This is a genomic window from Rhodococcus sp. BP-241, assembly GCF_019836145.1.
GTDB lineage: Bacteria > Actinomycetota > Actinomycetes > Mycobacteriales > Mycobacteriaceae > Rhodococcoides.
The window spans coordinates 317,941-344,075 of record NZ_JABUEI010000003.1 but is presented as its reverse complement, the minus strand read 5'-3'; the positions used below and the strand labels follow the sequence as shown (position 1 = coordinate 344,075).

At 69.2% G+C, this 26,135-nt stretch carries 26 protein-coding genes; 12 read left to right on the top strand and 14 right to left on the bottom strand.

The window, feature by feature from the left end; all coding sequences use genetic code 11:
• From HQ308_RS08040 to HQ308_RS08030, 3 genes are all read right to left on the bottom strand, one after another.
• A complete protein-coding gene (locus tag HQ308_RS08040) occupies positions 1 to 1,260 on the bottom strand; it encodes a cupin domain-containing protein (RefSeq protein ID WP_222646097.1) in 1,260 nt (419 codons plus the stop codon).
• The gene (locus tag HQ308_RS08035; protein ID WP_027503975.1) at positions 1,257 to 1,514 is read right to left on the bottom strand and encodes a hypothetical protein; all 258 of its coding nucleotides are present in this window, start codon (positions 1,512 to 1,514) and stop codon (positions 1,257 to 1,259) included. Before HQ308_RS08035 ends, HQ308_RS08040 begins: the two co-directional genes overlap by 4 nt.
• Positions 1,515 to 1,598: 84 nt before the next feature.
• Positions 1,599 to 2,945 (bottom strand): APC family permease, encoded by a 1,347-nt coding sequence (locus tag HQ308_RS08030; protein WP_222627492.1) that lies wholly within the window; start codon positions 2,943 to 2,945, stop codon positions 1,599 to 1,601.
• A gap of 131 nt (positions 2,946 to 3,076) precedes the next feature.
• On the opposite strand from HQ308_RS08030, the gene HQ308_RS08025 reads away from it, so the two are divergent.
• Entirely contained in the window at positions 3,077 to 3,988 is a 912-nt protein-coding gene (locus HQ308_RS08025) for a manganese catalase family protein (RefSeq protein ID WP_222646096.1), read from the top strand.
• Positions 3,989 to 4,242: 254 nt separating this feature from the next.
• Here the strand turns inward: HQ308_RS08025 and HQ308_RS08020 are convergent, their stop codons facing one another.
• A complete protein-coding gene (locus HQ308_RS08020) occupies positions 4,243 to 5,901 on the bottom strand; it encodes a catalase (protein ID WP_222638228.1) in 1,659 nt (552 codons plus the stop codon).
• Between the two features lie 98 nt (positions 5,902 to 5,999).
• On the opposite strand from HQ308_RS08020, the gene HQ308_RS08015 reads away from it, so the two are divergent.
• Positions 6,000 to 6,467, top strand: a complete 468-nt coding sequence (locus tag HQ308_RS08015; protein WP_222646095.1) for an NUDIX domain-containing protein — start codon at positions 6,000 to 6,002, stop codon at positions 6,465 to 6,467.
• A gap of 130 nt (positions 6,468 to 6,597) precedes the next feature.
• Here HQ308_RS08015 and HQ308_RS08010 read toward each other — a convergent pair whose 3' ends face one another.
• Positions 6,598 to 6,852: a hypothetical protein gene (locus HQ308_RS08010; RefSeq protein WP_027503971.1), complete on the bottom strand. Its 255-nt coding sequence runs from the start codon at positions 6,850 to 6,852 to the stop codon at positions 6,598 to 6,600.
• 154 nt (positions 6,853 to 7,006) lie between these two features.
• On the opposite strand from HQ308_RS08010, the gene HQ308_RS08005 reads away from it, so the two are divergent.
• Positions 7,007 to 7,981, top strand: coding sequence for a hypothetical protein (locus HQ308_RS08005; protein ID WP_027503970.1), 975 nt, complete (start codon positions 7,007 to 7,009; stop codon positions 7,979 to 7,981).
• Between the two features lie 342 nt (positions 7,982 to 8,323).
• Here HQ308_RS08005 and nadE read toward each other — a convergent pair whose 3' ends face one another.
• Positions 8,324 to 9,148: an ammonia-dependent NAD(+) synthetase gene (nadE, locus tag HQ308_RS08000; RefSeq protein WP_027503969.1), complete on the bottom strand. Its 825-nt coding sequence runs from the start codon at positions 9,146 to 9,148 to the stop codon at positions 8,324 to 8,326.
• Positions 9,149 to 9,287: 139 nt separating this feature from the next.
• Between nadE and HQ308_RS07995 the strand changes: the two genes are divergently transcribed.
• Positions 9,288 to 9,839 (top strand): CinA family protein, encoded by a 552-nt coding sequence (locus HQ308_RS07995; RefSeq protein WP_308115717.1) that lies wholly within the window; start codon positions 9,288 to 9,290, stop codon positions 9,837 to 9,839.
• Here the strand turns inward: HQ308_RS07995 and HQ308_RS07990 are convergent.
• The 5 genes from HQ308_RS07990 to HQ308_RS07970 form a co-directional block, all read right to left on the bottom strand.
• On the bottom strand, positions 9,819 to 11,168 hold the full coding sequence (locus HQ308_RS07990; RefSeq protein ID WP_307109085.1) for a PP2C family protein-serine/threonine phosphatase: 1,350 nt from the start codon (positions 11,166 to 11,168) through the stop codon (positions 9,819 to 9,821). The two genes, HQ308_RS07995 and HQ308_RS07990, sit on opposite strands and share 21 nt — an antisense overlap.
• A gap of 89 nt (positions 11,169 to 11,257) precedes the next feature.
• Positions 11,258 to 11,767 carry an ATP-binding protein gene (locus HQ308_RS07985; protein WP_204866650.1) on the bottom strand — a complete coding sequence of 170 codons (510 nt, stop codon included), beginning with the start codon at positions 11,765 to 11,767 and terminating at the stop codon, positions 11,258 to 11,260.
• Complete coding sequence (locus tag HQ308_RS07980; RefSeq protein WP_051612937.1) at positions 11,764 to 12,156, bottom strand: STAS domain-containing protein; 393 nt, start codon at positions 12,154 to 12,156, stop codon at positions 11,764 to 11,766. Before HQ308_RS07980 ends, HQ308_RS07985 begins: the two co-directional genes overlap by 4 nt.
• 185 nt (positions 12,157 to 12,341) lie before the next feature.
• Positions 12,342 to 13,580 carry a glycosyltransferase gene (locus HQ308_RS07975; protein WP_222646093.1) on the bottom strand — a complete coding sequence of 413 codons (1,239 nt, stop codon included), beginning with the start codon at positions 13,578 to 13,580 and terminating at the stop codon, positions 12,342 to 12,344.
• Between the two features lie 278 nt (positions 13,581 to 13,858).
• The gene (locus HQ308_RS07970) at positions 13,859 to 14,194 is read right to left on the bottom strand and encodes a DUF3140 domain-containing protein (protein ID WP_056447328.1); all 336 of its coding nucleotides are present in this window, start codon (positions 14,192 to 14,194) and stop codon (positions 13,859 to 13,861) included.
• Between the two features lie 118 nt (positions 14,195 to 14,312).
• Between HQ308_RS07970 and HQ308_RS07965 the strand changes: the two genes are divergently transcribed.
• From HQ308_RS07965 to HQ308_RS07950, 4 genes are read left to right on the top strand one after another with little or no spacing between them, the layout of a single operon-like run.
• The gene (locus tag HQ308_RS07965; protein WP_027503965.1) at positions 14,313 to 15,110 is read left to right on the top strand and encodes a PIG-L family deacetylase; all 798 of its coding nucleotides are present in this window, start codon (positions 14,313 to 14,315) and stop codon (positions 15,108 to 15,110) included.
• Between the two features lie 48 nt (positions 15,111 to 15,158).
• Positions 15,159 to 15,716 carry a 2Fe-2S iron-sulfur cluster-binding protein gene (locus HQ308_RS07960; protein ID WP_222646092.1) on the top strand — a complete coding sequence of 186 codons (558 nt, stop codon included), beginning with the start codon at positions 15,159 to 15,161 and terminating at the stop codon, positions 15,714 to 15,716.
• Entirely contained in the window at positions 15,713 to 16,732 is a 1,020-nt protein-coding gene (locus tag HQ308_RS07955; protein ID WP_222638210.1) for a xanthine dehydrogenase family protein subunit M, read from the top strand. The genes HQ308_RS07960 and HQ308_RS07955 overlap by 4 nt, the downstream gene beginning before the upstream one ends.
• Positions 16,729 to 18,822, top strand: coding sequence for a xanthine dehydrogenase family protein molybdopterin-binding subunit (locus tag HQ308_RS07950; protein ID WP_222646091.1), 2,094 nt, complete (start codon positions 16,729 to 16,731; stop codon positions 18,820 to 18,822). Before HQ308_RS07955 ends, HQ308_RS07950 begins: the two co-directional genes overlap by 4 nt.
• 8 nt (positions 18,823 to 18,830) lie before the next feature.
• On the opposite strand, the gene HQ308_RS07945 is transcribed toward HQ308_RS07950, so the two are convergent.
• A complete protein-coding gene (locus HQ308_RS07945) occupies positions 18,831 to 19,310 on the bottom strand; it encodes an SRPBCC family protein (RefSeq protein WP_222646090.1) in 480 nt (159 codons plus the stop codon).
• A gap of 173 nt (positions 19,311 to 19,483) precedes the next feature.
• Between HQ308_RS07945 and HQ308_RS07940 the strand changes: the two genes are divergently transcribed.
• The 3 genes from HQ308_RS07940 to HQ308_RS07930 are packed head-to-tail and all read left to right on the top strand — an operon-like array spanning position 19,484 to position 22,561.
• Positions 19,484 to 20,731 (top strand): glycosyltransferase family 4 protein, encoded by a 1,248-nt coding sequence (locus tag HQ308_RS07940; RefSeq protein ID WP_222646089.1) that lies wholly within the window; start codon positions 19,484 to 19,486, stop codon positions 20,729 to 20,731.
• On the top strand, positions 20,725 to 21,477 hold the full coding sequence (locus HQ308_RS07935) for a class I SAM-dependent methyltransferase (protein ID WP_222646088.1): 753 nt from the start codon (positions 20,725 to 20,727) through the stop codon (positions 21,475 to 21,477). The genes HQ308_RS07940 and HQ308_RS07935 overlap by 7 nt, the downstream gene beginning before the upstream one ends.
• Complete coding sequence (locus HQ308_RS07930; RefSeq protein ID WP_285188373.1) at positions 21,464 to 22,561, top strand: prenyltransferase; 1,098 nt, start codon at positions 21,464 to 21,466, stop codon at positions 22,559 to 22,561. Before HQ308_RS07935 ends, HQ308_RS07930 begins: the two co-directional genes overlap by 14 nt.
• On the opposite strand, the gene HQ308_RS07925 is transcribed toward HQ308_RS07930, so the two are convergent.
• Positions 22,537 to 23,181, bottom strand: a complete 645-nt coding sequence (locus HQ308_RS07925; protein WP_037184236.1) for a class I SAM-dependent methyltransferase — start codon at positions 23,179 to 23,181, stop codon at positions 22,537 to 22,539. The two genes, HQ308_RS07930 and HQ308_RS07925, sit on opposite strands and share 25 nt — an antisense overlap.
• Before the next feature lie 23 nt (positions 23,182 to 23,204).
• On the bottom strand, positions 23,205 to 24,590 hold the full coding sequence (locus HQ308_RS07920; protein ID WP_222646087.1) for an FAD-binding oxidoreductase: 1,386 nt from the start codon (positions 24,588 to 24,590) through the stop codon (positions 23,205 to 23,207).
• A gap of 138 nt (positions 24,591 to 24,728) precedes the next feature.
• Between HQ308_RS07920 and HQ308_RS07915 the strand changes: the two genes are divergently transcribed.
• The gene (locus tag HQ308_RS07915) at positions 24,729 to 26,081 is read left to right on the top strand and encodes an MFS transporter (protein WP_222627478.1); all 1,353 of its coding nucleotides are present in this window, start codon (positions 24,729 to 24,731) and stop codon (positions 26,079 to 26,081) included.
• The last annotated feature ends 54 nt before the right edge of the window (positions 26,082 to 26,135 follow it).

Here is a 26,135-nt window from a genome sequence, read left to right as displayed (position 1 = left end):
TCACGATCGGGCGACGACGAGACCCTCGCGGAGCAGGCGACGCACCACGACGATCGCGTCCTGATCGTCGAGACCCGTGAGGTCGCCGACCGCGCAGTCTTTCCCGCTGTGCAGCTGCCGAACGGCGTCCGCCGCGATCGAGGGCAGCGTGATCGTCTTGGTCCGCGTCGTCACGGCGACCGACTCGGGCAACTGCGTCACCCTCGCGGCGAGCCCGGATCGCCACGTCACCACGGTGGCCGCGGACAGGCCGGCCATCGTGCGCACGGTCTCGAGAGGACGCACCGGGGCCGGCCGCGTGACCTCGACGAAGCGACGGCCGACACGCTCTGCCGCCGTCCGCGCTCGACCGTCGCGGCCGTCGGTGTCGGCGAGGGTCGCGGTCAGATCTGCGATCAGCGCGCGCACGTGCGGTACGACGGCGTCCGGATCGGTCAGATCGAGCCCCACGGGCAGCGGGGCCCGGAAGCTCGCGTCGTCCGCGAGGGTGCCCAGCACGTGATGCAGGAGGTCGTACCGGGTGAAGGCCGACATTCCGACGGTCAGATGGATCGAGGTGTCACCCAGGGCCTCGGCGGAATGGATCCAGCCCCTCGGAACGTACAGCGAATCACCCTCGCGCAGAACGACGTCGAGGGTCGGGTCCGTGCGCGCCATGGCGGCGACGGCGTCCCTGCGGTCCGACCACGGCTGGTTCGACAGCGGGTGCTCGTGCACCGGGGGGTGCAGGATCCACCGCTTCTCGCCGGCGATCTGGAGGACGAAGACGTCGTGCACGTCGTAGTGGGGATCGAATCCGCGCGACGACGCGGGGGTGATGTACGAGTTGACCTGCACCGGGTGGCCGAGATCGGCGACCAGGTCGCCGGTGAAGTGGATGAGGGGAGGCCACAGTCGATGGAGTCCCTGCAGGACCAGGGTGTGGCCGTCCGCGAAGGCCGCCAGGATTCCGGCGGAGTCGAGCTGATCGGTCACCTCGGCCCCGAAGCCACCCGAATCGGTGAACTGACCGCGGTCGGTCAGCGCGCCGTTCCTGGCCATCCGGGCGAAGGGTGTGCGCACGCCGCGTTCGGACACCAGCTCGTCGACGGCGTCCGTCGACAGCAGATCGGTGAACGGAGCGGGAAGGTCGGCCGCGCGCGTCAGGAGCGGCGCGCGTCCCCAGTGGTCCTCGGCGAAGGCGCGGGGCTCGATGCTCAGAAGACGACGCAGCGCGGACCGGTCTCCCGGTCCGCGCTCGTCGTCGGTCGGTCGGCTCAAGCCGTACCGTCCGCACCGCCGTCGTGGCCGTCGGGGTTCGAGCCGCCGTCGGCCGGGCCCTCGCCGCTGGCCGCGGAGCCGTCCGCGCCGCCGTCGTGTCCACCCGGGTTCGAGCCGCCGTCGGCGGGGCCCTCCGTGCTGGACGCGGTGCCGTCGGCGCCGCCGTCGTGACCGTTCGGGTTGGAGCCGCCGTCGGCGGGGCCTTCGCCGCCTGCTGCTCCGGAAGTGGTGATGTCGTCGTCGTTGATAGCCATCGTCTACCTTTCAGTCGTCACGACCGGACGCCGGAATTCCGGCGTCGGACACACATCGAACGTCCCCGTTCTACAGGAGACAGGTCACGTGTTGACGATTTCGGGACTTCTCAAACTCCGTGTCCACCGCATCGCCGCGTAGAGCACGCCGCCGACCATGAGCAGCACGCCGGCACGCAGCCACGTCTGCGCGGTCTGCTGCGTCGCGAGCACGCCGCAGCTGATCAGAGCGAGCACCGGAAGGATCACCGGGGTGCGGAAGTGCGGGTGGTCCACCTGGTCCTTGCGCAGCACCAGCACGGCGAGGTTGGTGCTGACGAACACGATCAGGAGCAGCAGGACGACGGTCTCCGCGAGCGCTGCGACGGTCCCGGTGGCCGCGAGAATCATCGCCACCACCGTGGTCGCGACGATGGCCACCCAGGGAGTCTGCCGACGTGGCAACACCCGGCCCGCGACGGCGGGCAGTAGTCGCTGTCCGGCCATCCCGTAGGTGAGTCGGCTGGCCATGATCATGGTCAGCAGGGCGCCGTTGGCCACGGCGATCAACGCCACGAGTCCGAAGAGCCTGTCGGGGACACCGACGTCGGCCGCCGAGACGACGGCGAGCAGGGGCGCCGACGTGTCCGCGAGGTCGCTCGCGGGCACGACCGCGCTCACCGCGAGTCCGACCGCGACGTAGACCGCACCGGCCGTCGCCAGCGAGAGGAAGAGCGCGCGAGGGTAGACGCGGTGCACGTCCCGGACCTCCTCCGCCATGTTGGCCGAGGTCTCGAACCCGACGAACGAGTAGAAGGCGAGCAGTGCCGCCGCGAGGACCGCCACGGCAGGGTTCACGGCATCGGTGAACTCGAGGGTGCGGCCGAGATCGCCGTCGCCGCGACCGAGCACGATGCAGGCGAGGACGACGACGAGGACGAGTCCGCTGACCTCGACAACGGTCATGACCACGTTCGCCCGCATCGACTCCTTGATGCCACGCGCGTTCAGGAGAGCGACGACGGCGAGGAACACCAGCGCGGCAGGAACCGTCGGGACGTCGAGGAAGGCGCCCAGATAGTCACCGGCGAAGGCGACGGACAGCCCGGCCGCGCTCGTCACACCCGCCGCCAGCATCGAGAACCCGACGAGGAACGACACCACCGGCCGTCCGAAGGCCCGCTCGGCGAACACGGCGGCACCACCTGCGCGCGGGTACTTGGTCACCAGCTCGGCGTACGAGGCCGCGGTGAGCATGGCCATCGCGAGTGCCACCAGCAGCGGCACCCACACGGCACCGCCGACCTCGCCGGCGATCTCGCCCACGAGTGCGTAGATGCCCGCTCCGAGAACATCACCCAGGATGAAGACGAACAGGAGTTTGCCGGTGACGGCGCGACGCAGACCGGGGGAGTCGCCCGGTGCCGCAGGGTCGTTCAGGTCAGTGCTCATCGCACCGGGTTACCCGTTCGCGGGGCCGTTACCCACGCGCACGACCCGGCGATCCGGGTCGTTTGTCGGGTCCGCCTCCGGGTAGCCGGGGCGCGACAAGAGCACGACCCCGAGCACTGTCAGGAGCCTTCATGTTCCGTCATACCGACCACCTCCAGTTCGACGTGAAGCCGGAGAAGCCGGATCCCGTCTACGCCCGCAAGCTGCAAGAGTTGATCGGCGGCGCGTACGGCGAGATGACCGTCACGATGCAGTACCTGTTCCAGGGATGGAACTGTCGCATGAAAGGCAAGTACAAGGACCTCATCATGGACATCGCGACCGAGGAGATCGGTCACGTGGAGATGATCGCGACCATGGTCGCGCGGCTCCTCGAGGGCGCACCGGCCACCGAGTCCACCAAGAACGCTGCCGCCGATCCCGTCGTCGCCGCGGTGCTGGGCGGGATGGATCCGCAGCAGGCCATCGTGTCCGGTGGCGGACCCACCCTCGCCGACAGCAACGGTGTCCCGTGGAACGGGCGCTTCATCGTCGCCAGCGGCAACCTGCTGGCGGACTTCCGCGCCAACGTCGCGGCGGAGGCGCAGGGCCGCGTGCAGACCGCACGCCTGTGGCACATGACCGACGATCCCGGTGTCAAGAACATGCTCGAGTTCAACCTCGCCCGCGACACGTATCACCAGAACATGTGGCTCGCGGCCATCGAGGAGCTGCAGGCGGACGGTCTGGAGGGTGTGGTGGCGCCGAACGACCTGTTCGACGAGGAGTACGACGAGCACGCGAGCACGCTGTGGCATCTGTCGGACGGCACCGAGTCCGACAAGGGCCGGTGGGCGCACGGCACCGCACCCGACGGCCGCCACGAGAACAGGTTCCTCGCCGATCCGCAGCCGCTGGGCAACAAGCAGAGTGGACCGCCGCCGGACCCGAAGCTCTACGCCACCTACGACGGCGGACTCGGCGAACCGTCGAACGCGGCTCTCGGCACGGAGAAGGGCGTCATGGGCAAGATCAAGGAGACGTTGGACCCCAACGCTGGCTGATCGGCCGACCCGAACGACGAAGAACCCCGGCGCCGATAACGGCGCCGGGGTTCTGTCAGGTTGATGTGGATGGTGCGAGTCGATCCGGAGAACAGGCTCCGCGTGATCGTCCTCGCGTCGGAATGAACACGTGTCTCGTCGTCACCGTGTTGATACGCACCACCTGCCTCGAGTTCGTCCTACGACCTGTTCGGCTTGCGCCTCCGACGATAACCCCGCGGAGTGACGCTGTCCACACCTGCGTCATGACGACGTCATCCGGCAGTCGTCGCGCGTTCGTTCGGGACGCAGTGCGTCATCTGCAGGTCGGCGACATCGCGGGGGCCGTTCTTCCCGAGATTCGCGCGCCGCCGGTCCTCCTCCTCCGACAGGGTCTGCGATGCGAGCGGTTCGAGTCCGCGGACGTCGTCGGCCGAGATGCCCAGCCCCTCTCCCACGCGGGCGCCGAGTTCGTCGTCGGCCATGAAGAAGTGCCAGACCATCCGCTCCTGCACCTCGCGCGTCGCCTCCGAGATGTTCGCGACGAGATTCGCCACGAGGTCGTCCTTCTCCCACTGGTCCATCAGCTGGTACCGCTGACCGGCCTGCTCGTAGTCGTTGGTGCGATCGATCCGCTTGCGGGTGAGGCGGCCGTGGATCTCCGGACCCTGCTCGTCGTGCGTCGGGTACTCGGCCTCACGGAGACCGCCCGTGATGGAGGGCTCGTAGTTCACGTGCGGATTGCTGCCGGTGTTGTCCACCGAGTACTGCATCTGGCCGCCCTGCTGGTTCGTGGACACCCGCGCGTTCTTCGCCTGGTTGACGGGCAGCTGCAGGTAGTTCGGCCCCACGCGGTAGCGCTGGGTGTCCGAGTACGAGAAGGTCCGGCCGACCAGCATCTTGTCGTCGGAGAAGTCCAGGCCGTCGACGAGCACACCGGTGCCGAACGAGATCTGCTCGTTCTCGGCAAAGTGGTTCGAGACGTTGCGGTCCAGCACCATGCGGCCCACCACCTTCGGCGGGAACTCGTTCTCCGGCCACACCTTCGTGTCGTCGAGCGGGTCGAAGTTCAGCTCGGGATGCTCGTCGTCGCTCATCACCTGCACGCGCAGTTCCCATTCAGGGAAATCGCCGCGCTCGATGTGCTCGTACAGATCCTTGCTCGCATGGCCCAGATCGTTCGCCTGGATCGCGGCGGCGTCCGCCTCGGTGAGCGACGCGACTCCCGCCTTGGGGATCCAGTGGTACTTCACCAGGTGAGTCTCGCCCTCGGCGTCGACCCACTTGTAGGTGTTCACTCCGAAACCCTGCTGCGTCCGGTAGTTGGCCGGAATCCCGCGGGGGGAGAACAGGTTCACGAGCATGTGGGTCGCCTCGGGCGTCTGCGACATGAAGTCGAAGATGCGCGCGGGCTCCTGCCGGAACGTCACCGGATCCGGCTTGAGCGAGTGGATGACGTCGGGGAACTTGATGGCGTCACGGATGAAGAAGACACCCAGGTTGTTCCCGACGAGGTCCCAGTTGCCGTCCTCGGTGTAGAACTTGATCGCGAAGCCGCGGGGGTCACGCGCGGCCTCGGACGAATCGCGCCCGCCGATCACCGTCGAGAATCTGACGGCGAGGTCCGTGCGCTTGCCGGCCTCGGCGAACAGCTTCGCGCGGGTGTACCTCTCGATGGGTTCGTCACCCCACTTCCCGGTGGCCTCGAAATAGCCGTAGGCGACGGCTCCGCGGGCGTGGACGACGCGCTCCGGGATGCGCTCGCGATCGAAATGGCTGACCTTCTCGAGAAACTGGTAGTTCTCGAGGGTGGCCGGACCGCGTGAGCCCACGGTGCGCTGGTTCTGGTTGTCGTAGACGGGATGCCCTTGACGATTGGTGAGGATGTCCCGGTCGTCTGCCGGTGTCGACCCTTGCGACGCGACGTCTGTCATGTGTCGGCTCCTTGACTGCTCTGTGGAACGGAGGCTTCGTGCAGCGGACCGCGTACCCGACACGATCGCGAGAAAACGTGATCGGACAGAATCCCGGAATGAGGACGAGTGCCGGTGTGCTGCTGTTCCGCGGGGGTGGGGGCGAGCTGGAGGTGCTGCTGGCTCATCCCGGCGGACCCTTCTGGGCGCGCAAGGACGCCGGCGCCTGGTCCATACCGAAGGGCGAGTACGACGCCGACACCGAGGATGCGCGCACAGCGGCGGCCAGAGAGTTCGCGGAGGAACTCGGGTCCCCGGTGCCCGACGGGGACTGGATCGATCTCGGCACGGTCGCGCAGTCCAGAGCCAAGTCGGTTCGTGCGTTCGCCGTGCGCGGCGAACTCGACCCCTCGACCGCCGTGAGCAACAGTGTGGAGATGGACTGGCCACCCAGATCGGGGCGACGGCTGGTGTTTCCCGAGGTCGACCGCGTGGAGTGGTGTGATCGGACGTCCGCGCGGCGTCGGCTGCTGAGCGGGCAGGTTCCGCTACTCGACGCCCTCGACCGCCACCTCGAGCAGCTCTGAGGCGCACGTCGCGCGGGCGGAGAACCTGTGTGCAGAGATCCGCGGTGAACGCGGATCTCTGCACACAGACCGTCGACGCATCGCGGAGCGGACTGGGCGCCGACGTGATGAGACGGATCGCTCAGCCCACTCAGGCGGCGCCCTGACCTCCGCCGCCGCCCTCGGTCATGCCCTCGTCACGGTCACCGTCGGCGTTGCGGAACTCGTCGAGTGTCGCCTCCGCCGCGTCGCCGGTCTGTTCGGCGGCACCGTCGGAGGAATCGTGGAGATCGTCCTGATCCGGCCCGCCCTCACGCCGCTCGGGGATGTCTCCCGCCGCCTGCTTGGCCTCGTCGATCTTCTCCTGCACGGAGTCGAGCATCGTCTCGTCCAGTTCGTCGGCCATGAGAACTCCTTCGATCGCGGGGAATGTGCCTCGTCACACTGCGTTTTCCCCGTTGTACCGGCGGGTAACCACGATCTGTCACCGAATGACACGGAGCGGTCGTTCCGGCTGCTCTTGCACCGAGACTCAACTTCCATCACAGGGGGCACATCACATGGTCAGCACCACCGCACACACCGAACGGGCGACGCTCGTCGCCCAGCTTCGCGCTCTGCTCGCGCTCACCAACACCGAGGTTCAGGTGGCCGAGACCCGCGTCGCACAGGCTCGGACGGAAGCTGTCCGCGAGGAACTGCTCCAGAACGCGTCGAACGGACGCGATCGCGCTGCTCGCATCGATGCCGCCATTCGTGAACTCGGCGGCTTCCCCGGCGTCGTCGCACCCGTCGTCGGGCGCCTCACCGCGCTGCTCAAGGCCATCGGCGAGCAGGCGCAGCCGTTCGACGAGGCCCTTCTCGGCGATCTCGCGCTGGAGCACCAGCTGCTCGACCGCGCCCGTTACGTCAAGGCTCTCGCCACGACCGCGTCCACGCCGGGCGTCGTGTCGCTCGCAGACGATCTCGTGACCGCCCACACCGCGACCGTCGAGTGGCTCACCACCGTCCTCGCCGAGGACGCCCTCGGTGGACCGGCCGCACTGCGCCGCACCCCGATCCAGGCCGCCACCGGTGCTGCCGTGCGTCTCATCAACACGCCGGTCACCTGGTCGTCGCGAGGTGTCGACCGCGTCGTCGGCACGGCGAAGGACGTTCCCGCGAAGGTGTCCACCCTCATCGGCCGCGGCCAGCGCGCGACCGAACTGGCCGTCGACACCGTCACCGCGAGCCGCGACGCGGCACTCGAGACGGCCGAGGAGGTCACTCGTGACGGCGGCGCGACCGGTGTCGCCGACGCGATCCACCGCACCCGTGCGGCCGGCGGGACGCTCGAGGAGCACGAACTTCCCATCGCCGACTACGACGGTCTGAACGTCGCCGCAGCAGTCGCCGAGATCAAGGAGCTGACCGATCCGGCAGATCTGCGCACCGTGGTCGCCTACGAGGAGCGCAACAAGAACCGCCACTCGGTGGTCTCCGCCGCGCAGACTCGTCTGGCAGCGCTGGCGAAGGACATCGTCGGCATCTCCTGATCCACTCACACGGAAGCCCCCGAGGATCATCGATCCTCGGGGGCTTCGTCGTTCGTCGGTCCGGTCAGCCCGCACGCCTGGTCGGAGTGTCGGCATGGTCCGGTCGTTCTCGGCGGGAGGGTGCCGAGTCGAGGGGAACCGGTCGTGCAGTCTCCGCTCCGCACCGTGCCATCACGGCCTCCCACCATTCCTGCCGCGGACCGGTCTCGGTCCAGACCACCGTGTCGATGTCCATCTGCTCATCTCCTGTCGAAACACCGGAATGCGTCGACGCCTCACTTCTCGAGCGCTGTGAGGCGGATTACCCGTTCGGAGCAGGATCACACCGACCGACCGAGACGGTCAGCGCCACCACGTCTCACTGGGGGTGACCGGAGTGGTGCGCTTGTGCCGGGTCTTGACGAACCAGTTCTCGATGGTGGCGGCGGCCTCGTCGGGCACGTCCTCGCCTTCGAGGTAGGCGTCGATCTGGGCGTACGTCACACCCAGTGCCTCCTCGTCGGGCAGCGCCGGCCGGTCGTCCTCGAGGTCGGCCGTGGGTACCTTCTTCCACGTGCTCTCCGGGGCACCGAGTTCGCGCAGCAGGGCCGCACCCTGGCGCTTGGTCAGGCCGGTCAGCGGCGTGAGGTCCACACCGCCGTCGCCGTACTTGGTGAAGAACCCCGTCACGGCCTCGGCAGCGTGATCGGTACCGACGACGAGCAGGTTCCGCTCGCCCGCGAGCGCGTACTGGGCGACCATCCGCTCGCGTGCCTTGATGTTGCCGCGAACGAAGTCGCGCAGTCGATCGACTCCGAGGGCCGTGGCAGCCGCCACGCCTGCGCCGTCCGCGGACGGCTTGATGTCCACCGTCACCGTGGTGTCGGGGCGGATGAAATCGAGCGCGATCGCCGCGTCGGCCTCGTCCGCCTGCTCACCGTAGGGGAGTCGTACGGCCATGAACGTCGCGTCGCCGCCGCCGGCGCGAACGCGTTCCGCGGCGAGCTGGCACAGGCGTCCCACGAGTGTGCTGTCCTGTCCGCCACTGATGCCGAGTACGAAGCCGGCAGTTCGGGTGGCGACGGCGTAGTCGGCGAGAAAGCCCACCCGCGTGTCGATCTCCGCTGCGGGATCGATGGTCGGACGGACCTCGAGTTCGGTTCGAATGGTGTCGCGAAGGCTTGGCATGACTCAACGCTAGCGCCGATCCTCCGCGCGTGCCGGGGATGTTTGTCACCGGACGGAGCGGGAAGGACTACCGGTCCGCGCATCACGTCGAGAGGAAACCCGAAGTCACATGTCCCGAAGTCGTACGTCCCGAAGTCGCGTGTCGCAGCACGCCGGGCACGAGGAACTCATCGAGGGCGAGGCGGCCGAACCGGAGCAGCGCGTCGACACCGACGAGGATCTCGCCGAGCTCTGTTCGGAGATCGCGGAACTCGCTCTCGAACGCGACCTCCGTATAGGCACCGCCGAGTCGCTCACCGCCGGGAACATCGCTGCCAACCTGGGCCGCGCGTCGTCGTCCGGAACGTGGTTCCGCGGGTCGATCGTCGCCTACGCCAGCGAGGTGAAGTACTCGCTGTTGCAGGTACCCCGCGGCCCCGTGGTGAGCGAGGAGGCCGCCACGGCCATGGCGAGCGGAGCGGCGTCGGCGCTCGGCGCGGATCTCGCCGTGGCCGTCACCGGTGAGGCGGGACCGGAGACGAACGAGGACGTGGAACCCGGAACGGTCTGGTTCGGCATCGCCGACCACGGGACGACCAGCGCGGAGCGCGTGGTCTTCGAGGGCGACCCGAAGGACGTCCTGGCCGCGACCATCGAACGCGCGCTACGCCTGCTGCGCGACCACGCCCGGTCAGGCGCCCAGCGCGAGTAGGGCGATGTCGTCGATCGGAGAGAGGTCGGGGATGAGGGCGACCAGATCCTCGACCATCTTCGTCGTGGACAGTCCGAGGCGGGCCTGCGTGAACTGCGCGAGACCGTCCTCGCCGAACATGGTGCGCCCGTCGGGACGTGCCTCGGTGATGCCGTCCGTGTAGAGCAGCAGTGTCTGCCCCTCCTGCAACCGGAAACTGCACGCACTGAAGGTCGCGTTCGGCAGAGCGCCGACGAACATGCCTGTACTGGAACGGATCTCGTGCACCTCGCCGCGAGCGGGATCGAGGAGCAGGGCGGGTGGGTGCCCGCCCGTCGCCAGTGTGACGCGGAAACCGCCGCGAGGATCCGGGGTGATCACACCGAACAGCACGGTGCAGAAACGCTGATGCGAGGTGTCCATCAACAACAGTCGATTGAGCTCGGCGAGCCCCTCCGTCGGATCGTCGTGGTGCAGCGCCGCGGCCCGCAGGGTGTAGCGGACCAGCGAGGTGACGGCCGCGGCGCCGGCACCGTGGCCCTGGACGTCGCCGAGGAAGAACGCCCACCGGTCCTTGCCCAGCGCGAAGACGTCGTAGAAGTCGCCGCCGACCTGCAGGGGTGACGAGGCGTGGTAGTGCGACGCGAGCGTCAGACCCTCGATGGTGGGAAGGGAGGGTGGGAGCAGCGTGCGCTGCAGCACGGCGGCGTAGTCACCGATGATCGCGGAGTCCGCCTCGGCGCGCGTGCGGAGTTCCCGCTCGGCGCGCACGGTGGTCGCGGCCGACAGTCGCAACTCGAACTCGTCCATCGCGATGTCGGCCAGTTCCATCAGGATGTCCGCGCGATCGTCGGACACCGTGCGCGGCACCACGTCGTAGACGTTGACCGTGCCGAGCCGAAAGCCGTCGGCGGTCACGATGGGGGCGCCGGCGTAGAAGCGGATGCCGAGATCGCCGCGGACGAAGGCACTACCGGCGGTGGCCGGGTTCGCCAGGGTGTCCGACGCGACGAACGGCCCGTCGTGCGTCATCGCCATCGTGCACAGGGCGTCGTGACGTTCGGTGTGGTCCGGGAGCCCGTCGCCGTAGGTGGCGGTGAACCGCACCAGGTCGGCATCGATGATGGACACGGACGCGTACGGCGCGTCGAACCAGCGGGCCGCGAGGCGGGCGATGCGGTCGAAGGCGCCGTCGGCGGCGGTGTGCTCGACGTCGTACCGGGCCAACGCGGCCAGGCGTGCCGCCTCGGCGGCCTGCGCGAGGTCGGGACCGAGATCGAGGGCATCGATCGCCGTTCTCGACGTGGCACGGCGCGGGGAGTCGAACGCGTGGGACGAGAGTGCAGTCACGAAGCCTCCGGTGAGACGAGAGCGGTAATGCTCTCCCCGGGGCTGGAGGAGGAGAGACTCACGGGGAGCCTCAGCAATCGCGTACGAGTCTACGAGACCTGATCGTCGGTGTCGATGCCGGATGTCGGTGCCACGTCCCATGCCATGGTCACGGTGGTGCCCGAGTCGGCGGACGACAGCGTGACGTCGTCCGACAGGGTCTCGATCAGCGGCAGACCGCGGCCACGCAGGGGCCCCGGCGACGAGTCGGACCACGTCCCGTGATCACGGACGGCGACCTCGAGCCGCGCGGAGTCGTAGGTGGCCTGGAGGTCGAAGACGCGTCGACCGGTGGTGGCGGCATAGGCGTGCTCGACGACGTTGGCCATCGCCTCGTAGACGGCGAGCACGATGTCGTACGTCCGCGCCGTGTCGAACGGCGTGTGCGTCAACCACGCACCGAAGCGGACGCGTGCGTCGGTGATGCGCTGCGGTTCGGCGTCGAGATCGGTGAGGGACAACTGGGTGGGGGGCTGGTGGTGCTCAGTCGTCGCGTCGTCGATCACGAGGGGAGGAGTACCCCACGCGTGCCCGGTCCTCACACCGGGAGCGCTGCTCATGCGAGGTCGTCGACGGGCGAACCGGACGTGGTGACGGCCGCGAGCGCCGCCTCGCGGGTGTCGAGCACCGGGAACGTCTCGTCGAGACCGACCAACTGCAGGGGGCGAGCGGTGGCCGCACCGCGGGCGACGACGGCGAAGGCGACGTCGTCGCCCACCGCCTGATGCGAGGTCACCAGCACGGTCATACCGGCCGACGCGAGAAAATCGACACCCGTCAGATCGATGATCAGCGCGCTCGACGCCGTGGTCCGTACGGCGTCCACCGCGTCCTGAAGAATCGGCGCGGTGGCCAGATCGAGTTCGCCCACGACTGTCAGGATCGCTGCGTCGTCGTGCCATTCGGTGTCGACACGGAATGCGTCCGTGGTGTTCTCGGCGATCGACATCGGATGTCCTGCCTTTCGGTGTTCGGTCCAGAAAGGCCATTCAAGCAGCCGAGTCCGACCGATGCCACACCGGCTCCGAGCGCCGGGTGGGGAGTTTGACGGGGTTTTTCCAGGGTATCGAGCCCCGATGAGCAGCATCGGTACGGACGGCCGACGCGTTCTCGTCGTGGGCTGGTGACAGGGCCTCACACCCGGTCCAGCTGGTCGTCCCCCGATACGTCCGCGGTGTCGGTGGAGGTCGGCTCCGGAAGCAATGACCGGTAGACCCGATCGGTGTCGACGGCGATCTGCTCCCACGAATACCGGGCGCGAGCGCGATCGGCGGCCGACATGCCGTAGCCGGTGCGTCGACCCTCGTCGTTCAGCAGGCGACGGACGGCGTCGGCGACGGCGGCAGGTGTGCGGCGATGGACCAGCACGCCGGTGACACCGTCGATCACGGTGTCGAGGAAACCGCCGACCGCGGTGGCTACCACAGGGATCCCGCACGCCATCGCCTCGAGCGGCACGATGCCGAACGGCTCGTACGTGGGAGTGCAGACCACGATGTCGGCGGAGCGGAGAAGGTCGGGCATCGCCTCACGGGAGACCTGCCCGACCAGGCGGACGCGGTCGGCCACACCGTGGGCGATCGCGATCTGCTTCAGGCGTCGAGCCTCGTCGTCGTCCGAGACGTCGCTGCGCTCGCCGCCGGCGATGATGAGGTCGGTGTCCGGAATCGACGCGAGAGCCGCGATCATCAGGTCGAAACCCTTGCGAGGCACCAGACGGCCGACCGCGACCAACCGCCGCCGTCGCGCGGGGCCGGGAGAGCTGACCGGCGCCGGCTGGAACTTCTCGAGGTCTACGCCGCACGGCACCACCGACACCCGTCGGCGCGGTATGCCCATCCGGACCAGTTCGGTGACCTCGTCCGAGCACGTCGCGACGACGTGATCGGCTCCGCGTGCGATGAGCCGCTCGATCTTGGGTCGGCTCGGCGGCGACGTGTCCCGCGTGCCCTGGTGCCGACGCTTGACCACACCGAGCGCGTGGAACGTCACCACGGTGGGAATCGCGAGCGGGCACGCCGCGAGTTGGGTCGCGAAGCCCGACATCCAGTAGTGGGCGTGGACCACGTCGGGCCGGTCTCGCGTCCAGCGCTCGGACAGGTGAGAGGCGAAGTCGCCCATGTACGGAAGCAGTTCGTCCCGCGGGACCGGCTCCGGCGGACCCGCTGGAACATGGACGACGCGGTAGCCCTCATCGACGACGACCTCGTCGGGCTGCTCACGCGAATCACGTCGGGTGAACACCGACACCTCGTGGCCGCGGTCGACGAGAGCGACGGCGAGGCATCCGACGTGGACGCTCTGCCCCCCGGCGTCGATGCCGCCGGGCGCGGCGAGCGGACTGGAGTGTTCTGACACCATGGCGATGCGCATGAGGAATCCGTCCCTCGGATCGTGCGTTCCGAGTCGTCGCTGGTGACTGAACGACGTCTCGCTACTGTCGGTGGTGCAAGTCGAGGTCGGCTGGAGACCGGATCGGACAGAACGTCGGGCCCGCGGGTATGTCGAGAGCAGGCGGAAGTACGCGGGCCGTCGAACACCGTGAGTGATGAACACGCCGACGAGCTAGGTCGTGAATATCCCGAATCGAGAGAAGAAAACATCCGAACGCCGATCGGCTCCGAACGCCTGCTCCTCATCTGACGTGGGTGTCACTTCAGCGGATCGTGTCCCCAGTTCATCAGCGAGTAGCGCCACCGCGAGTGCTCCACGTCCTTCGAGGGGCCCTGGGCGCGATGTCGGTGCACGTATCCGACGACCTTGCGCATCGCGGCGACGTCGTCGTCCGTGAGATCGGATTTCTTCGTGTCCAGGATCGAGGTGATGCGCCGCCCCATCTCGTGCCCCGTCGACTCACCGTCCTTCGAGTCACCGACGGAGCGGGACTCGTCGGTCGTCAGCCAGTCCTCGAGCTCCTTCCGCGTCATGGTGACCGCGTCCTTCCAGTCGTCCCACACGTCGTCCACCGTCTCGTTCCTCTGCGTCATGACGCATCGCGTTCCCCGGAAGCGACGGCGACAATCACGATCTGTCGGCGCACCGACGCGGCGGGTCGACACCCGACGTGATCGAGCCCGCGCACCGCGCCCGTGCGACCATCTGCCGATGAGTGTGTTGGTGTGCTTCCATGCCCATCCCGACGACGAGGTGTTCGGCACAGGCGGGATCATGCGGTCGGCAGCCGACGCCGGCCACCGAGTGGTGCTGGTGACGGCGACCGACGGTGCGCTCGGTGAGGTGCCCGACGGCCTGTTGACCGAGGGCGAGTCGCTGCACGATCGGCGGCAGCGTGAACTGGAGCGCTCGGCCGAGGTGCTGGGGGCACAGCGCGTGGTCGTGCTGGGATACGCGGACTCGGGGATGGCCGGGACCGAGGGCAACACGAACCCGCACGCCTTCGCCAACGTGGATGTCGAGGAGGCCGCTCGGCGGCTCGCGGACGTTCTCGTCGAGGAGCAGGCCCGTGTCCTGACGGTCTACGACTCGCACGGTGGTTACGGCCATCCCGACCACGTGCAGGTGCACCACGTGGGGGTGCGCGCCGCGGCCATCGCCGAGGTGCCGTTCGTCTACGAGGCGACGATGAACCGTGACCGCATGCGCGAGATGATGACGGCGAACCCCAACTGGGATCCGGGCGAGAACGAGGACGCCTCGCAGCTCGACATCGAGGCGTTCGGCCTGCCCGAGTCGGAACTCACCACCGCGGTGGACGTGTCCGGTGTCCTGGCCGCCAAGCGTGCGGCGATGGTGGTGCACGAGTCGCAGATCGGTGACTTCGGCCCGTTCATCCCCATGTCGGACGAGGATCTCGCGTCCGCGTTCGGCACCGAGTGGTTCCGACGCATCGTGCCCCCGGTCGACGCGCCCGGCGCCGTGCGCGAGACCGCACTGCCCCTGTAGTCCGGCACCGGGGCGGTTTGGTGGCGGGAGCGCAGGGTAGCCCGGAGCATGAGCCTCGTCGCAGGAGATGTCGGAGTACGCCTCACGGTCAACGGCGAGGAGCACCGGATCGAGTGCGACGTCCGGACGACCCTCCTCGACGCGCTGCGTGAGCGGCTCGGGCTGACCGGCGCCAAGAAGGGGTGCGACCGCGGTCAGTGCGGATCGTGCACGGTGCTGTCCGGTGGTCGGCGCGTGGTCAGCTGCCTGACGCTGGCCGTCGCGGCACAGGACGACGACATCACCACCGTCGAGGGGCTCGCCGACGGCGAGGACCTGCATCCCGTGCAGGCGTCGTTCCTCGCGCACGACGCATTCCAGTGCGGCTACTGCACCCCCGGTCAGATCTGCTCTGCCGTCGCCGTGCTCGACGAGGTGAAGAACGGATGGCCCAGCGCCGTCACCGAGGACCTCGACGGCGTGCCGACGGCCTCGGACGCGGACATCCGAGAACGGATGAGCGGCAACATCTGTCGGTGCGGCGCCTACCCCAACATCGTCGATGCCGTGCGAGAGAACATCGACGGCATATCTGCAACGACGACGGAGACGGGCGCGGACCGGTGAGAACATTCGCGTACGACCGTGCCGCCGACGCGTCGACCATCGCGTCCGCACTCGCCGAGGGGTCCACCCGCGTGCTGGCCGGCGGAACCAACCTCGTGGATCTGATGAAGCTGGGAATCGAGACCCCGGACCGGCTCGTCGACATCACGGGTCTGGCCCTGGCGGACATCGAGTGGAACGACGGCAGTGGCGGCGGGGTGCCGGGTCTTCGTGTCGGGGCCCTGGTCCGCAACAGCGATCTGGCCGCCGACCCCGTCGTGCGTTCGCGGTTTCCCGTCCTGTCGCGCGCCGTGCTCTCGGGTGCGTCCGGTCAACTGCGGAACATGGCGACCACGGGCGGGAACCTGTTCCAGCGCACCCGCTGTCCGTACTTCATGAACGTCGACACAGCCTGCAACAAGCGTGAACCGGGCTCGGGCTGTTCGGCCCTGGACGGCGATCGGCGCAACGCCGCGGTGCTGGGCGCATCGCAGCACTGCATCGCCACCCATCCCTCGGACATGGCCGTGGGCCTCGCGGTGCTCGATCCCACTGTCACCGTCGTCGGCACCGACGGCGTACGCGAGATCCGGTTCGCCGATCTGCATCGGCTTCCCGAGTCCGCACCCGAACGCGATTCGACTCTGCGGCAGGACGAGTGGGTGACGCACCTCGACATACCGCCGCTTCCACCCGGTGCGCGCTCGACCTATCGGAAGGTGCGGGACCGTGCGTCCTACGCCTTCGCGAGGGTGTCCGTCGCCGCCGTCGTGGTCGTGGAGAACGGGGTGTTCACCACGGCGCGCATCGCGCTGGGCGGAGCCGCTCACAAGCCGTGGCGGGCCACGGTCGCCGAGTCCGAGCTGCTCGGGGCGATCCCGTCCCGGAGCGGCGTGATCGCTGCGATGGAGCGCGAGCTCGCCGCGGCACACACGTTCCCCGACAACGACTACAAGTTGTCACTCCTCGCGTCGACGGTGGCCTCCACCGTGATGTCCCTCGCCGACGCGGCCGCGGACGAGGCGGCCACCCGATGACCGTCACGGGAACACCGGTCGAGCGGCTCGAGGGCCACGACAAGGTCACCGGAGCCGCCCGGTACGCGGCGGAGTACCGGGACGTCGGTGGAGAACCAGCGCACGCGGCGATCGTCGGCGCCGCCGTTCCGGCGGGGCGTGTGCTGGACGTGGATCGTGCCTCGGCGCTGACGCTTCCGGGTGTCCTCGCCGTGCTGTGGCACGGCAACGCTCCGACGCTCGGGTCCGCCGGGGACGGCGAGTTGCAGGTGCTCCAGTCCGATGTCGTCGCCTACCGCGGGCAGATCGTCGCCGTGGTCGTGGCGGAGACGTCGGAGCAGGCGACGTGTGCGGCCTCCGTTCTGGACGTCACGTACGAGAGTCGCCAGTGCGACAACGAATTACGGGAGCATCACCCGGGCATCTACGCACCCGAGCAGGTGAACGCGGGCTTCGACACCGATGTCGTCACCGGGGAACCGGAGCGGCGCTTCGAGGAGTCCGCGGTGCGCGTCGACGTCCGCTACACGACGCCGCCCGAACACAATGCGCCCATGGAGCCGCACGCGTCGATCGCCGCGTGGAGCGAGGACCGGTCGACCCTCACGGTCTGGGACTCGACGCAGGCGCCGTCCGGCGTGGCCGGAGATCTCGCCGAGCTCTTCGGCGTCGACTCGGACGCCGTGCGCGTCATCGCCCGGCACGTGGGCGGCGGCTTCGGATCGAAAGGGAGCACGCGACCGAACGCGGTCGTCGCGGCCATGGCGTCGTCCGTCGTGGGTCGACCGGTCTCGTTTCCGGTTCCACGCCGGTCGACCTTCGACTTCGTCGGCTACCGGACGCCGACGATCCAGCGGGTCCGACTGTCGGCGGACGCGGACGGCTCGATGACGGCGTTGCTGCACGATTCGCTCCAGCAGACCTCCACCGTGATGGAGTTCGTGGAGCAGACGTCCGAGGGCAGTCGCCACGTGTACGACATCGACGACGTCTCGACCACGCATCGCGCGGTCGCGCTGGACGTCGGGACACCGCGCTGGATGCGCGCTCCCGGTGAGGCGCCCGGCATGTTCGCTCTGGAGTGCGCGGTGGACGAACTGGCCCACGCGCTCGGAACGGACCCCGTCGAGTTGCGGCTGCGGAACGAGCCGTCGGTCGATCCCGCGGACGGGCAGACCTACAGCTCACGTACCGTCCGCGCCGTCTTCGAGGAGGGCGCGCGGCGCTTCGGTTGGGCCGGTCGTGACCCGCGGCCCGCGATACGCCGAGACGGACGCACCCTCGTCGGGACCGGTGTCGCGATGGCGACCTACCCCGCGATGACGTCGCCGAGCACGGCGCGGGCGACCGTCCGTGACGACGGGGCGGTCGACGTGTCCGTCGCCGCGTCGGACATCGGTACCGGCGCGCGAACGGTGCTCGCCCAGATCGCCGCCGACGCGCTCGAGGTCGCGCTGGACCGGGTCCACATCCACGTCGGGGACAGTGCGCTGCCCACGGCGCCCGGCGCAGGCGGGTCCTCGGGTACCTCGTCGTGGGGCTGGGCGGTGACCAAGGCCTGTCGTGCGCTGCGCGCGGACGGAGACCTCGCACCGGGTGCGACGGCCACCGCGGACACCACCGACGACCTCGAGGAGCGTGCGGCGCTGGCGCGGCAGGCGTTCGGCGCCCATTTCGCCGAGGTGCACGTCGACGTCGACACGGGGGAGGTCCGCGTGACGCGGATGCTGGGCGTCTTCTCCGTGGGCCGTGTGCTGAACCCTCGGTTGGCTCGGTCACAGCTCCTGGGCGGCATGGTGTTCGGTATCGGCATGGCACTCATGGAGGAGGGCATCGTGGATCGACGACACGGCGGCTTCCTCAACGCCGACCTCGCGGAGTACCACGTCCCGGTGGACGCCGACGTCGCCGACATCGAGGCGATCTGGGTCGAGGAGCACGACGACGATCTGAACCCGATGGGCAGCAAGGGGATCGGCGAGATCGGCATCGTGGGGTCGCCTGCTGCCATCGCCAACGCGGTGTTCCACGCGTGCGGTGTCCGGGTGCGAGACCTGCCCATCACTCTCGACACCCTGATCGAGCGGATGGACCCCGCGCTGCGCCTGTGACCACCCGCTCAGCCCAGCAGATCGTCCAGGCGCTCGTAGCCCTCCCGCATGCCCTTCTCCATGCCGCTCGCTGCCATCGAGTCCCGCGCCTCCAGTGTCGGGTACACCGAGTGGCCCTCCAACCGGCAGCGGTCACCCAGGTCGACGAACGTGAGGAACTCGATGCTCACCACGTCGGGGAAGCCCTCGTACTCGAAGGTCTGCACGGCGAACTCGTTGGTCCGCACCGTGTGGAACACGCCGTGGAACGCGTACTCCGCACCGCCGGGATCACGGTGGACGTAGCGGTACCGGCGACCGCCGCGGAAGTCGTACTCCTCGACCGACATCTCGTAGCCGGCGGGACCGAGCCAGCGGGACACCAGTTCGGGCTCCGCGTGCGCCCGGAAGACCGCGGACACGGGTGCGTCGAACTCGCGCCGGACATCGATGAACGGCAGACCCGCCGGTGAGTGGATGTGCAGCGCCCTGTCGCCGGTTCCGGTCATCGTCGTCTCCTCGATCTCGGGTGGCGGGGAGGTCCAGTGTGAATCAGTGCTGGTCGTCGGTCGTGTGGATTCGAGAAGAACGGAAGGTGGTAGACACATCGGGACATGATCGCCGGTTCCACCGCGGCGAGGGTGTCTGCCATCACACTGCCGCGACAGCTCGGGGGACCCACGTGCGTATCGCTCTGCTGTCCTACCGGAGCAAGCCCCACGTCGGCGGTCAGGGTGTCTACGTCGCGCGTCTGAGTCGAGCGCTGGTGGACGAGGGGCACGAGGTCGAGGTGTTCTCCGGTCAGCCCTATCCCGATCTCGACCCGCGGGTGCGGCTCACGCGAGTACCGAGCCTCGACCTCTATCGGGACGACGATCCGTTCCGCACCCCGCGGCCCTCCGAGATCCGAGACCTGGTCGACGTGTCCGAGGTGCTGACCATGTGGACGGCCGGGTTCCCGGAGCCCCGCACGTTCGGGGCGCGCGCCGCTCGTCTGCTGCGCGCGCGAGCCGACGAGTTCGACGTGGTGCACGACAACCAGTCGCTGAGCTACGGATTGCTGCGCATCCCGTTGCCGCTCGTGGCCACCATTCATCACCCCATCACCCGCGACCGTGCCCTCGACCTCGCGGCGGCGCCGTGGCGACGACGGATCACCGTGCGGCGCTGGTACGGCTTCCTCACCATGCAGCGGCGGGTGGCGCGCCGGATCCCGCGGTTGCTGACCGTGTCCCGCTCGTCCGCGGTGGACATCGTGGACGCGTTCGGGGTCGCTCCGGGTGCGGTGACGGTGGTCCCGCTCGGGGTCGACACCACCGTGTTCACCCCCGGCGCGGCGCCGCGAGTTTCCGGCCGCATCGTCGCCGTCGCGAGTGCCGACGTCGCCCTCAAGGGTGTGCGGCACCTTCTCGAGGCGGTCGCGAAGATGCGCACCGAGCGGGATGTCGAACTCGAACTGGTGTCGAAGGTGGACCCCGCAGGGCCGACCCGGACGTTGATCGACGATCTCGGTATCGACGACATCGTGCGGACGCGGAGCGGTCTCGACGACGCCGAACTGGCGCGCGTGCTGGCGTCGGCCGACGTGGCCTGCGTGCCGTCGCTGTACGAGGGCTTCTCGCTCCCGACCATCGAGGCCATGGCCTGCGCGACCCCCCTCGTGGTGAGCCGCACCGGGGCGATCCCCGAGGTCGTGGGGCCCGACGGGCTCTGCGCCGATCTGGTGCCTCCCGGTGACAGCGACGCCCTGGCGCGGGCCCTGATGCGCGCGCTGGACGACGAGCCCCGCCGACGCGCCATGGGCGAGCGCGGGCGGGAACGGGCCACGCAGACCTACGGCTGGCCGGCGGTGGCCGCCGCGACCGTCGCGGAGTACGAGAAGGCGATCGCCGATCGCCGTGGACGAGGGAATCGAGAGACGACATGCTGACGATGGACTTCGACCGGCTCGGCTTCGGTGCGGGCGATCGCGTCATCGACATCGGGTGCGGCCAGGGGCGCCACTCCTACGAGTTGTACCGCCGCGGGGCCCATGTCACCGCCCTCGACCAGAACGCGGACGAACTCGACGAGGTCAAGGTCATGTTCGGCGCGATGGCCGAGGAGAAGCAGGTACCGGAGTCCGCCACGGCGGAGACGGTCGTCGGCGACGCGTTGTCCCTGCCGTTCCCGGACGAGTGGTTCGACGGGGTGATCGTGTCCGAGATGCTCGAGCACGTGCCGGACGACGCGTCGGCCATCGCCGAGATCGCGCGCGTGGTGCGCCCCGGCGGCACGGTGGCGGTGAGTGTCCCGCGCTGGTTGCCCGAGCGGGTCTGCTGGTCCCTCTCCGACGAGTACCACGCGAACGAGGGTGGCCACGTTCGGATCTACCGTGGGAGTGAGTTGGCGGCGTCGCTCACCGCGGCGGGCCTCGAGGTCACGCACACCCACCACGCGCACGCACTGCACGCTCCGTACTGGTGGCTCAAGTGCGCGGTCGGGGTGCGGAACGACGATCACCCGCTGGTGCGCGGCTATCACTCGATGCTGGTGTGGGACATGATGAAGGCCCCGCGCACCACCCGAGTGCTCGAGCAGGTCCTGAATCCCGTCATCGGCAAGTCCGTGGTGATCTACCTGCGCAAGCCGGAGACCGGGATCGGCGGACCGGGGGCCGGACGTGGCGCTCACTGATCACGTGACGCCGTCGGTTCCCGGAATCCTGTCCGCCGAGCAGTGTCTCGCCAGTGCGCGCAGCATCGCCGCCGTCCAGGTCCGGTCCGGGGCGATTCCGTGGTCCGAGGGCGGGCACCTCGACCCGTGGGACCACGTCGAATCGGCCATGGCGCTCAGCGCCGCGGGCCTCGTCGAGGAGGCCGACGCCGCGTACGAGTGGTCGCGGCGCACGCAGCGCAGCGACGGCACCTGGCCGATCCGGCTGCGCGGCGACGTCGTGGAGGACGCCGGCGCCGACACCAACTTCTGCGCATACATCGCGGTGGGGGTGTGGCACCACTTCCTCGTCACCGGCGACGACAACTTCGCCCTGGCCCTGTGGCCCACCGTGCGCCGCGCCGTCGACTTCGTCCTCGGTCTGCAGACCGACCGCGGCGAGATCGCCTGGGCCGCAGGGCCGAACGGATCGCGTGCCGAGGCCCTGCTCACCGGGAACGCCAGCATCCACCACAGTCTGCGGTGCGCGCTGGCGCTCGCGGCGTACATCGGCGACCCGCAGCCGGACTGGGAGGTCGCCGTCGGCCGGCTGGGTCACGTTCTGCGGCATCACCTCTCGGCTTTCACGCCGAAGCCGTCGTACTCCATGGACTGGTACTACCCGATCCTGGGCGGCGCCGTGCGCGGACGGGCGGCCGGGCGGCGCATCGACGACCGGTGGTCGGACTTCGTCGTGGAGGGGCTCGGCATCCGCTGTGTCGACGACCGACCGTGGGTCACCGGTGCCGAAACGTGTGAGCTGGTTCTGACTCTCGACGCGATGGACCGGGTCGACGTGGCGACGGACCTGCTCGGAAGCATGCAGCACCTGCGGGAGGACGACGGGTCGTACTGGACCGGGCTGGTCTATGCGGACGGCAAGCGGTGGCCCGTCGAGAGGACGACGTGGACCACCGGAGCCATGATTCTGGCGGCCGACGCCCTGTCCCGGTCCAGTGCCGGATCCGGCATCTTCCGGGGGGACGATCTGCCCGTCGGGCTCTCCGGCGCGCATCGCAGCTGCGGCTGCGCGGGGGAGTCCTACCCGGCGAGCGTGCCCGGCTGACCCGAGGTCCGCACCAGCACTCGCAGTGAGCCGACCACGCGGTTCTCGGTGAACATGCCGCTGTCGAGGGCACGCCGGTAGATGCGGTACGGGGCCTGCCCGCCGTCCGCCGGATCCGGGAACACGTCGTGGATGAGCAGGGCGCCTCCGACCGCGACCCACGGCGCCCACCCCTGGAAATCGACGGTGGCCGCCTCGTCGGTGTGGCCGCCGTCGATGAACAGCACGTCGACGGGATGCTTCCACAGCGTGGCGACGTCGCCGGAACGGCCGACGACGGCGACGACGACGTCCTCGAGGCCCGCCCCCGCCAGGGTGCGGCGGAATCGTCCGAGAGTGTCCAGCGCACCGGTGGCCGGGTCGACGAGCGTGGTGTCGTGGTACTCCCAGCCGACCTGGTGCTCCTCGGATCCGTGGTGGTGGTCGACGGTGACCACACGGCCGCCCGTGGCGCGCGCCGCGGCGCCGAGGTACACGGTCGACTTGCCGCAGTAGGTGCCGATCTCCACCACCACGCCGTCGCCCAGGAACTCGGCGGTGGCATCGAAGAGCGCGAGTCCCTCGTCGGCGGGCATGAATCCTGTTGCCGCCTCCGCGAACTCGCGCAGGTCGTCGGGCATGACGGGACGTGCGGGGGTGTCGGTCACACGGGCGAGCCTAGCTGGTCGAACACCTTGCCCGGGTTGAGGATGCCCTGCGGATCGAGTGCGTCCTTGACCGCGCGGTGCATCGCGAGGACCACCGGATCGAGTTCCTGGACGAGTCCGTGCATCTTGAGCAGGCCGACGCCGTGCTCGCCGGTGACCGTGCCGCCGAGGGCGAGTGCGGCGTCGATGATCTCGGCGAACGCCGCCTGCGAGCGTGCTCGGGCGGCGTCGTCGCCCGGGGGAGTGATGAGCAGTGGGTGCAGGTTGCCGTCGCCGGCGTGGGCGATGTTGGCGATGACGACGTCGTGGGCGATGCCGATCTTCTCGATCCGCGACAGCATCTCCGGCACATGGCGTTTGGGGACGCACACGTCCTCGGTGAGCACCGGGCCCAGTCGTTCCATGGCCGGGTAGGCCAGGCGCCGCGCCGCGAAGAGCGCGTCCGCCTCCTCCTGATCGGTGGACACCGCCGACCAGGTGGCGCCGCCCTCGTCGAAGCAGGCGAGCATTTTCTCAGCCTCCTGGTCACCGATCTGCCCGGGGGTGTCCACGCGGCCGAGCAGCACCACTTCGGCGTCGACGGACAGTCCCATGTTCTTCCACGCGTCCACCGCGAGGAGGCACTGCTTGTCCACCAGTTCCAGAGCGCAGGGGGTGAGCCCGGCGGCGGCGACGGCGGCGACCGCTCGGCCCGCGTCGACGATCGAGTCGAAGTAGCCGGCGACGGTCCGTTGCGGGTCCTGGAGGGGGCGCAGTTTGACGGTGATCTCGGTGATGACGCCGAGTGTTCCTTCCGAGCCGACCATCAGTCCGGCGAGGTCGTACCCCGCGACGCCCTTCGCGGTGCGTCGGCCGAGTCGGACCTTCTCACCGGTGCCCGTGACCACCTCCATGCCCATGACGTAGTCGCGGGTCACGCCGTACTTCACGCAGCACAGGCCGCCGGCGTTGGTGGCGACGTTGCCGCCGATGGTCGACCACGGCGAACTCGCCGGATCCGGTGGGTACCAGAGGCCGACCTCCGCGACGGCCGCGCGCAGATCGTCGTTGATCACGCCCGGTTGCACGACGGCGTACCGCTCGAGGTGATCGATCTCGGTGATCGCGGTCATGCGGTCGAGCGCGAGGACGATGCACCCCGCGGTGGCGTTCGCGCCGCCGGAGAGCCCTGTCCCGGCGCCGCGGGTCACCACGGCAGTGCCGTGGTCGAGGCACGCCCGTACCGTCGCCTGGACCTCGTCGGCCGTGGCGGGACGCACCACCGCGAGAGGGGTCGCGGACGGCGCCCACTCGGCCTCGTCGTGCTGGTAGGACGCCATGACGTCGGGATCGACCACCACCCGATCGGCGGGGAGTACGGCGAGCAGGGCATCGACGATCATCGGTCGAGCGTAGCGCCGGGCGACCGCCCGCCCGCCGGATCCCGCCCCCCTCTTCGGAGGGTGGTGGGAGTGGTTCAGGTCACATACGTTCCTCCCGAGTCCGACGATTCGGACGATCCTCACCTCGGATGGAGAACCATGACCACAGTTTCGCCGGACGACGCGACGGCGCGCGCCACCTCGGCACCACCCGTCGCGGCACCGCCCGCCACGAGCGTCCGCAAGGTGGCCGTCGCCAGCGGCATCGGAACGACCATCGAGTTCTACGACTTCTTCATCTACGGCACCGCGGCCGCGCTGGTGTTCCCGACGGTGTTCTTCCCGGCACTGGGATCGACGGCCGGCACCGTCGCCTCGTTCGCCACCTTCGCCGTCGCCTTCGTCGCGCGTCCCGCGGGAGCCGTGCTGTTCGGTCACTTCGGCGACCGCATCGGCCGCAAGAAGACGCTGATCTCGACGCTGCTGCTGATGGGTGTCTCCACCTTCGTCATCGGGCTGCTCCCCGGTGCCGCGACCATCGGCGTCGCCGCACCGATCATCCTGGTGGTGCTGCGGTTCGGGCAGGGGTTCGCCGTCGGCGGCGAATGGGCGGGAGCGACGCTGCTGACCGCCGAGTACGCACCGGCGAAGCGGCGCGGCTTCTACGGCATGTTCCCGCAGCTCGGTCCGGCCGCCGCCTTCATCCTCTCCAGCGCGACGTTCCTGGTGACCGGCGCCGTGTTCGGCGACACCAACGACACGTTCCTGAACTACGGGTGGCGAATCCCGTTCCTCTTCAGCGCCGTGCTGGTGCTGATCGGTCTCTACATGCGCCTCGCGATCGAGGAGACGCCGGTGTTCAAGGCCGATCAGGCCGCCGCCGCGACCACGCCGTCCGCTCCCACCCGGCTCCCGGTGCTCGAGGCGTGGCACGTGCAGAAGCGCGAGGTGCTGCTCGCGGCCGGTGCGCTGGCGTCGCTGTTCTCGCTGTTCTACATGGGCACCGCGTATCTCACGAGCTACGGCACGAAGACCCTCGGCTTCGACCGGCCGTTCGTGCTGTGGACCGGCATCGTCGGTGCGGTGATCTTCGGCATCACCATCGCGCTGTCGGCGACGTTCTCGGATCGGGTGGGTCGGCGCCGCGTCATCATGGTGTCCTGCGCGGCGGCCGTTCCCTGGTCGCTCGCCCTGTTCCCGATCCTCGACACGGGATCGAGTACGGCGTACGTGATCGCGATGTGCGTGACCCTGTCCATCTTCGGTATCGCCTACGGCCCCACCGGTGCGCTGCTCCCGGAGCTGTTCCGGACCCGGTTCCGCTACACCGGTGCCGGTCTCGGCTACAACCTGGCGGGCGTGCTCGGCGGTGCGATCCCACCGCTGCTGGCGGCTCCGTTGACGGCGCAGTTCGGCAGCATCGCCGTGGGCGTCATGCTGGCGCTCCTGTCGGTCCTCAGTCTGATCTGCACGCGAGCACTGGTGGAGACGAAGAACAACGACCTGACCTGACCCCACGACGACGAATCCGGTGCAGAGATCCGCGGTGAACGCGGATCTCTGCAC

Bases quoted from the DNA above. Each gene is read 5' to 3' on its own strand.
- HQ308_RS07935 (WP_222646088.1), top strand. From the start codon at position 20,725: ATGCTGACGATGGACTTCGACCGGCTCGGCTTCGGTGCGGGCGATCGC.
- HQ308_RS08025 (WP_222646096.1), top strand. From the start codon at position 3,077: ATGTTCCGTCATACCGACCACCTCCAGTTCGACGTGAAGCCGGAGAAG.
- HQ308_RS07915 (WP_222627478.1), top strand. From the start codon at position 24,729: ATGACCACAGTTTCGCCGGACGACGCGACGGCGCGCGCCACCTCGGCA.
- HQ308_RS07925 (WP_037184236.1), bottom strand. From the start codon at position 23,181: ATGCCCGACGACCTGCGCGAGTTCGCGGAGGCGGCAACAGGATTCATG.
- HQ308_RS08035 (WP_027503975.1), bottom strand. From the start codon at position 1,514: ATGGCTATCAACGACGACGACATCACCACTTCCGGAGCAGCAGGCGGC.
- HQ308_RS07960 (WP_222646092.1), top strand. From the start codon at position 15,159: ATGAGCCTCGTCGCAGGAGATGTCGGAGTACGCCTCACGGTCAACGGC.
- HQ308_RS08020 (WP_222638228.1), bottom strand. From the start codon at position 5,901: ATGACAGACGTCGCGTCGCAAGGGTCGACACCGGCAGACGACCGGGAC.
- HQ308_RS07985 (WP_204866650.1), bottom strand. From the start codon at position 11,767: ATGAGCAGCGCTCCCGGTGTGAGGACCGGGCACGCGTGGGGTACTCCT.
- HQ308_RS08030 (WP_222627492.1), bottom strand. From the start codon at position 2,945: ATGAGCACTGACCTGAACGACCCTGCGGCACCGGGCGACTCCCCCGGT.
- HQ308_RS08015 (WP_222646095.1), top strand. From the start codon at position 6,000: ATGAGGACGAGTGCCGGTGTGCTGCTGTTCCGCGGGGGTGGGGGCGAG.
- HQ308_RS07950 (WP_222646091.1), top strand. From the start codon at position 16,729: ATGACCGTCACGGGAACACCGGTCGAGCGGCTCGAGGGCCACGACAAG.
- HQ308_RS07980 (WP_051612937.1), bottom strand. From the start codon at position 12,156: ATGTCGATCGCCGAGAACACCACGGACGCATTCCGTGTCGACACCGAA.
- nadE (WP_027503969.1), bottom strand. From the start codon at position 9,148: ATGCCAAGCCTTCGCGACACCATTCGAACCGAACTCGAGGTCCGTCCG.
- HQ308_RS07970 (WP_056447328.1), bottom strand. From the start codon at position 14,194: ATGACGCAGAGGAACGAGACGGTGGACGACGTGTGGGACGACTGGAAG.
- HQ308_RS08010 (WP_027503971.1), bottom strand. From the start codon at position 6,852: ATGGCCGACGAACTGGACGAGACGATGCTCGACTCCGTGCAGGAGAAG.
- HQ308_RS07965 (WP_027503965.1), top strand. From the start codon at position 14,313: ATGAGTGTGTTGGTGTGCTTCCATGCCCATCCCGACGACGAGGTGTTC.
- HQ308_RS07945 (WP_222646090.1), bottom strand. From the start codon at position 19,310: ATGACCGGAACCGGCGACAGGGCGCTGCACATCCACTCACCGGCGGGT.
- HQ308_RS08005 (WP_027503970.1), top strand. From the start codon at position 7,007: ATGGTCAGCACCACCGCACACACCGAACGGGCGACGCTCGTCGCCCAG.
- HQ308_RS07920 (WP_222646087.1), bottom strand. From the start codon at position 24,590: ATGATCGTCGATGCCCTGCTCGCCGTACTCCCCGCCGATCGGGTGGTG.
- HQ308_RS07975 (WP_222646093.1), bottom strand. From the start codon at position 13,580: ATGCGCATCGCCATGGTGTCAGAACACTCCAGTCCGCTCGCCGCGCCC.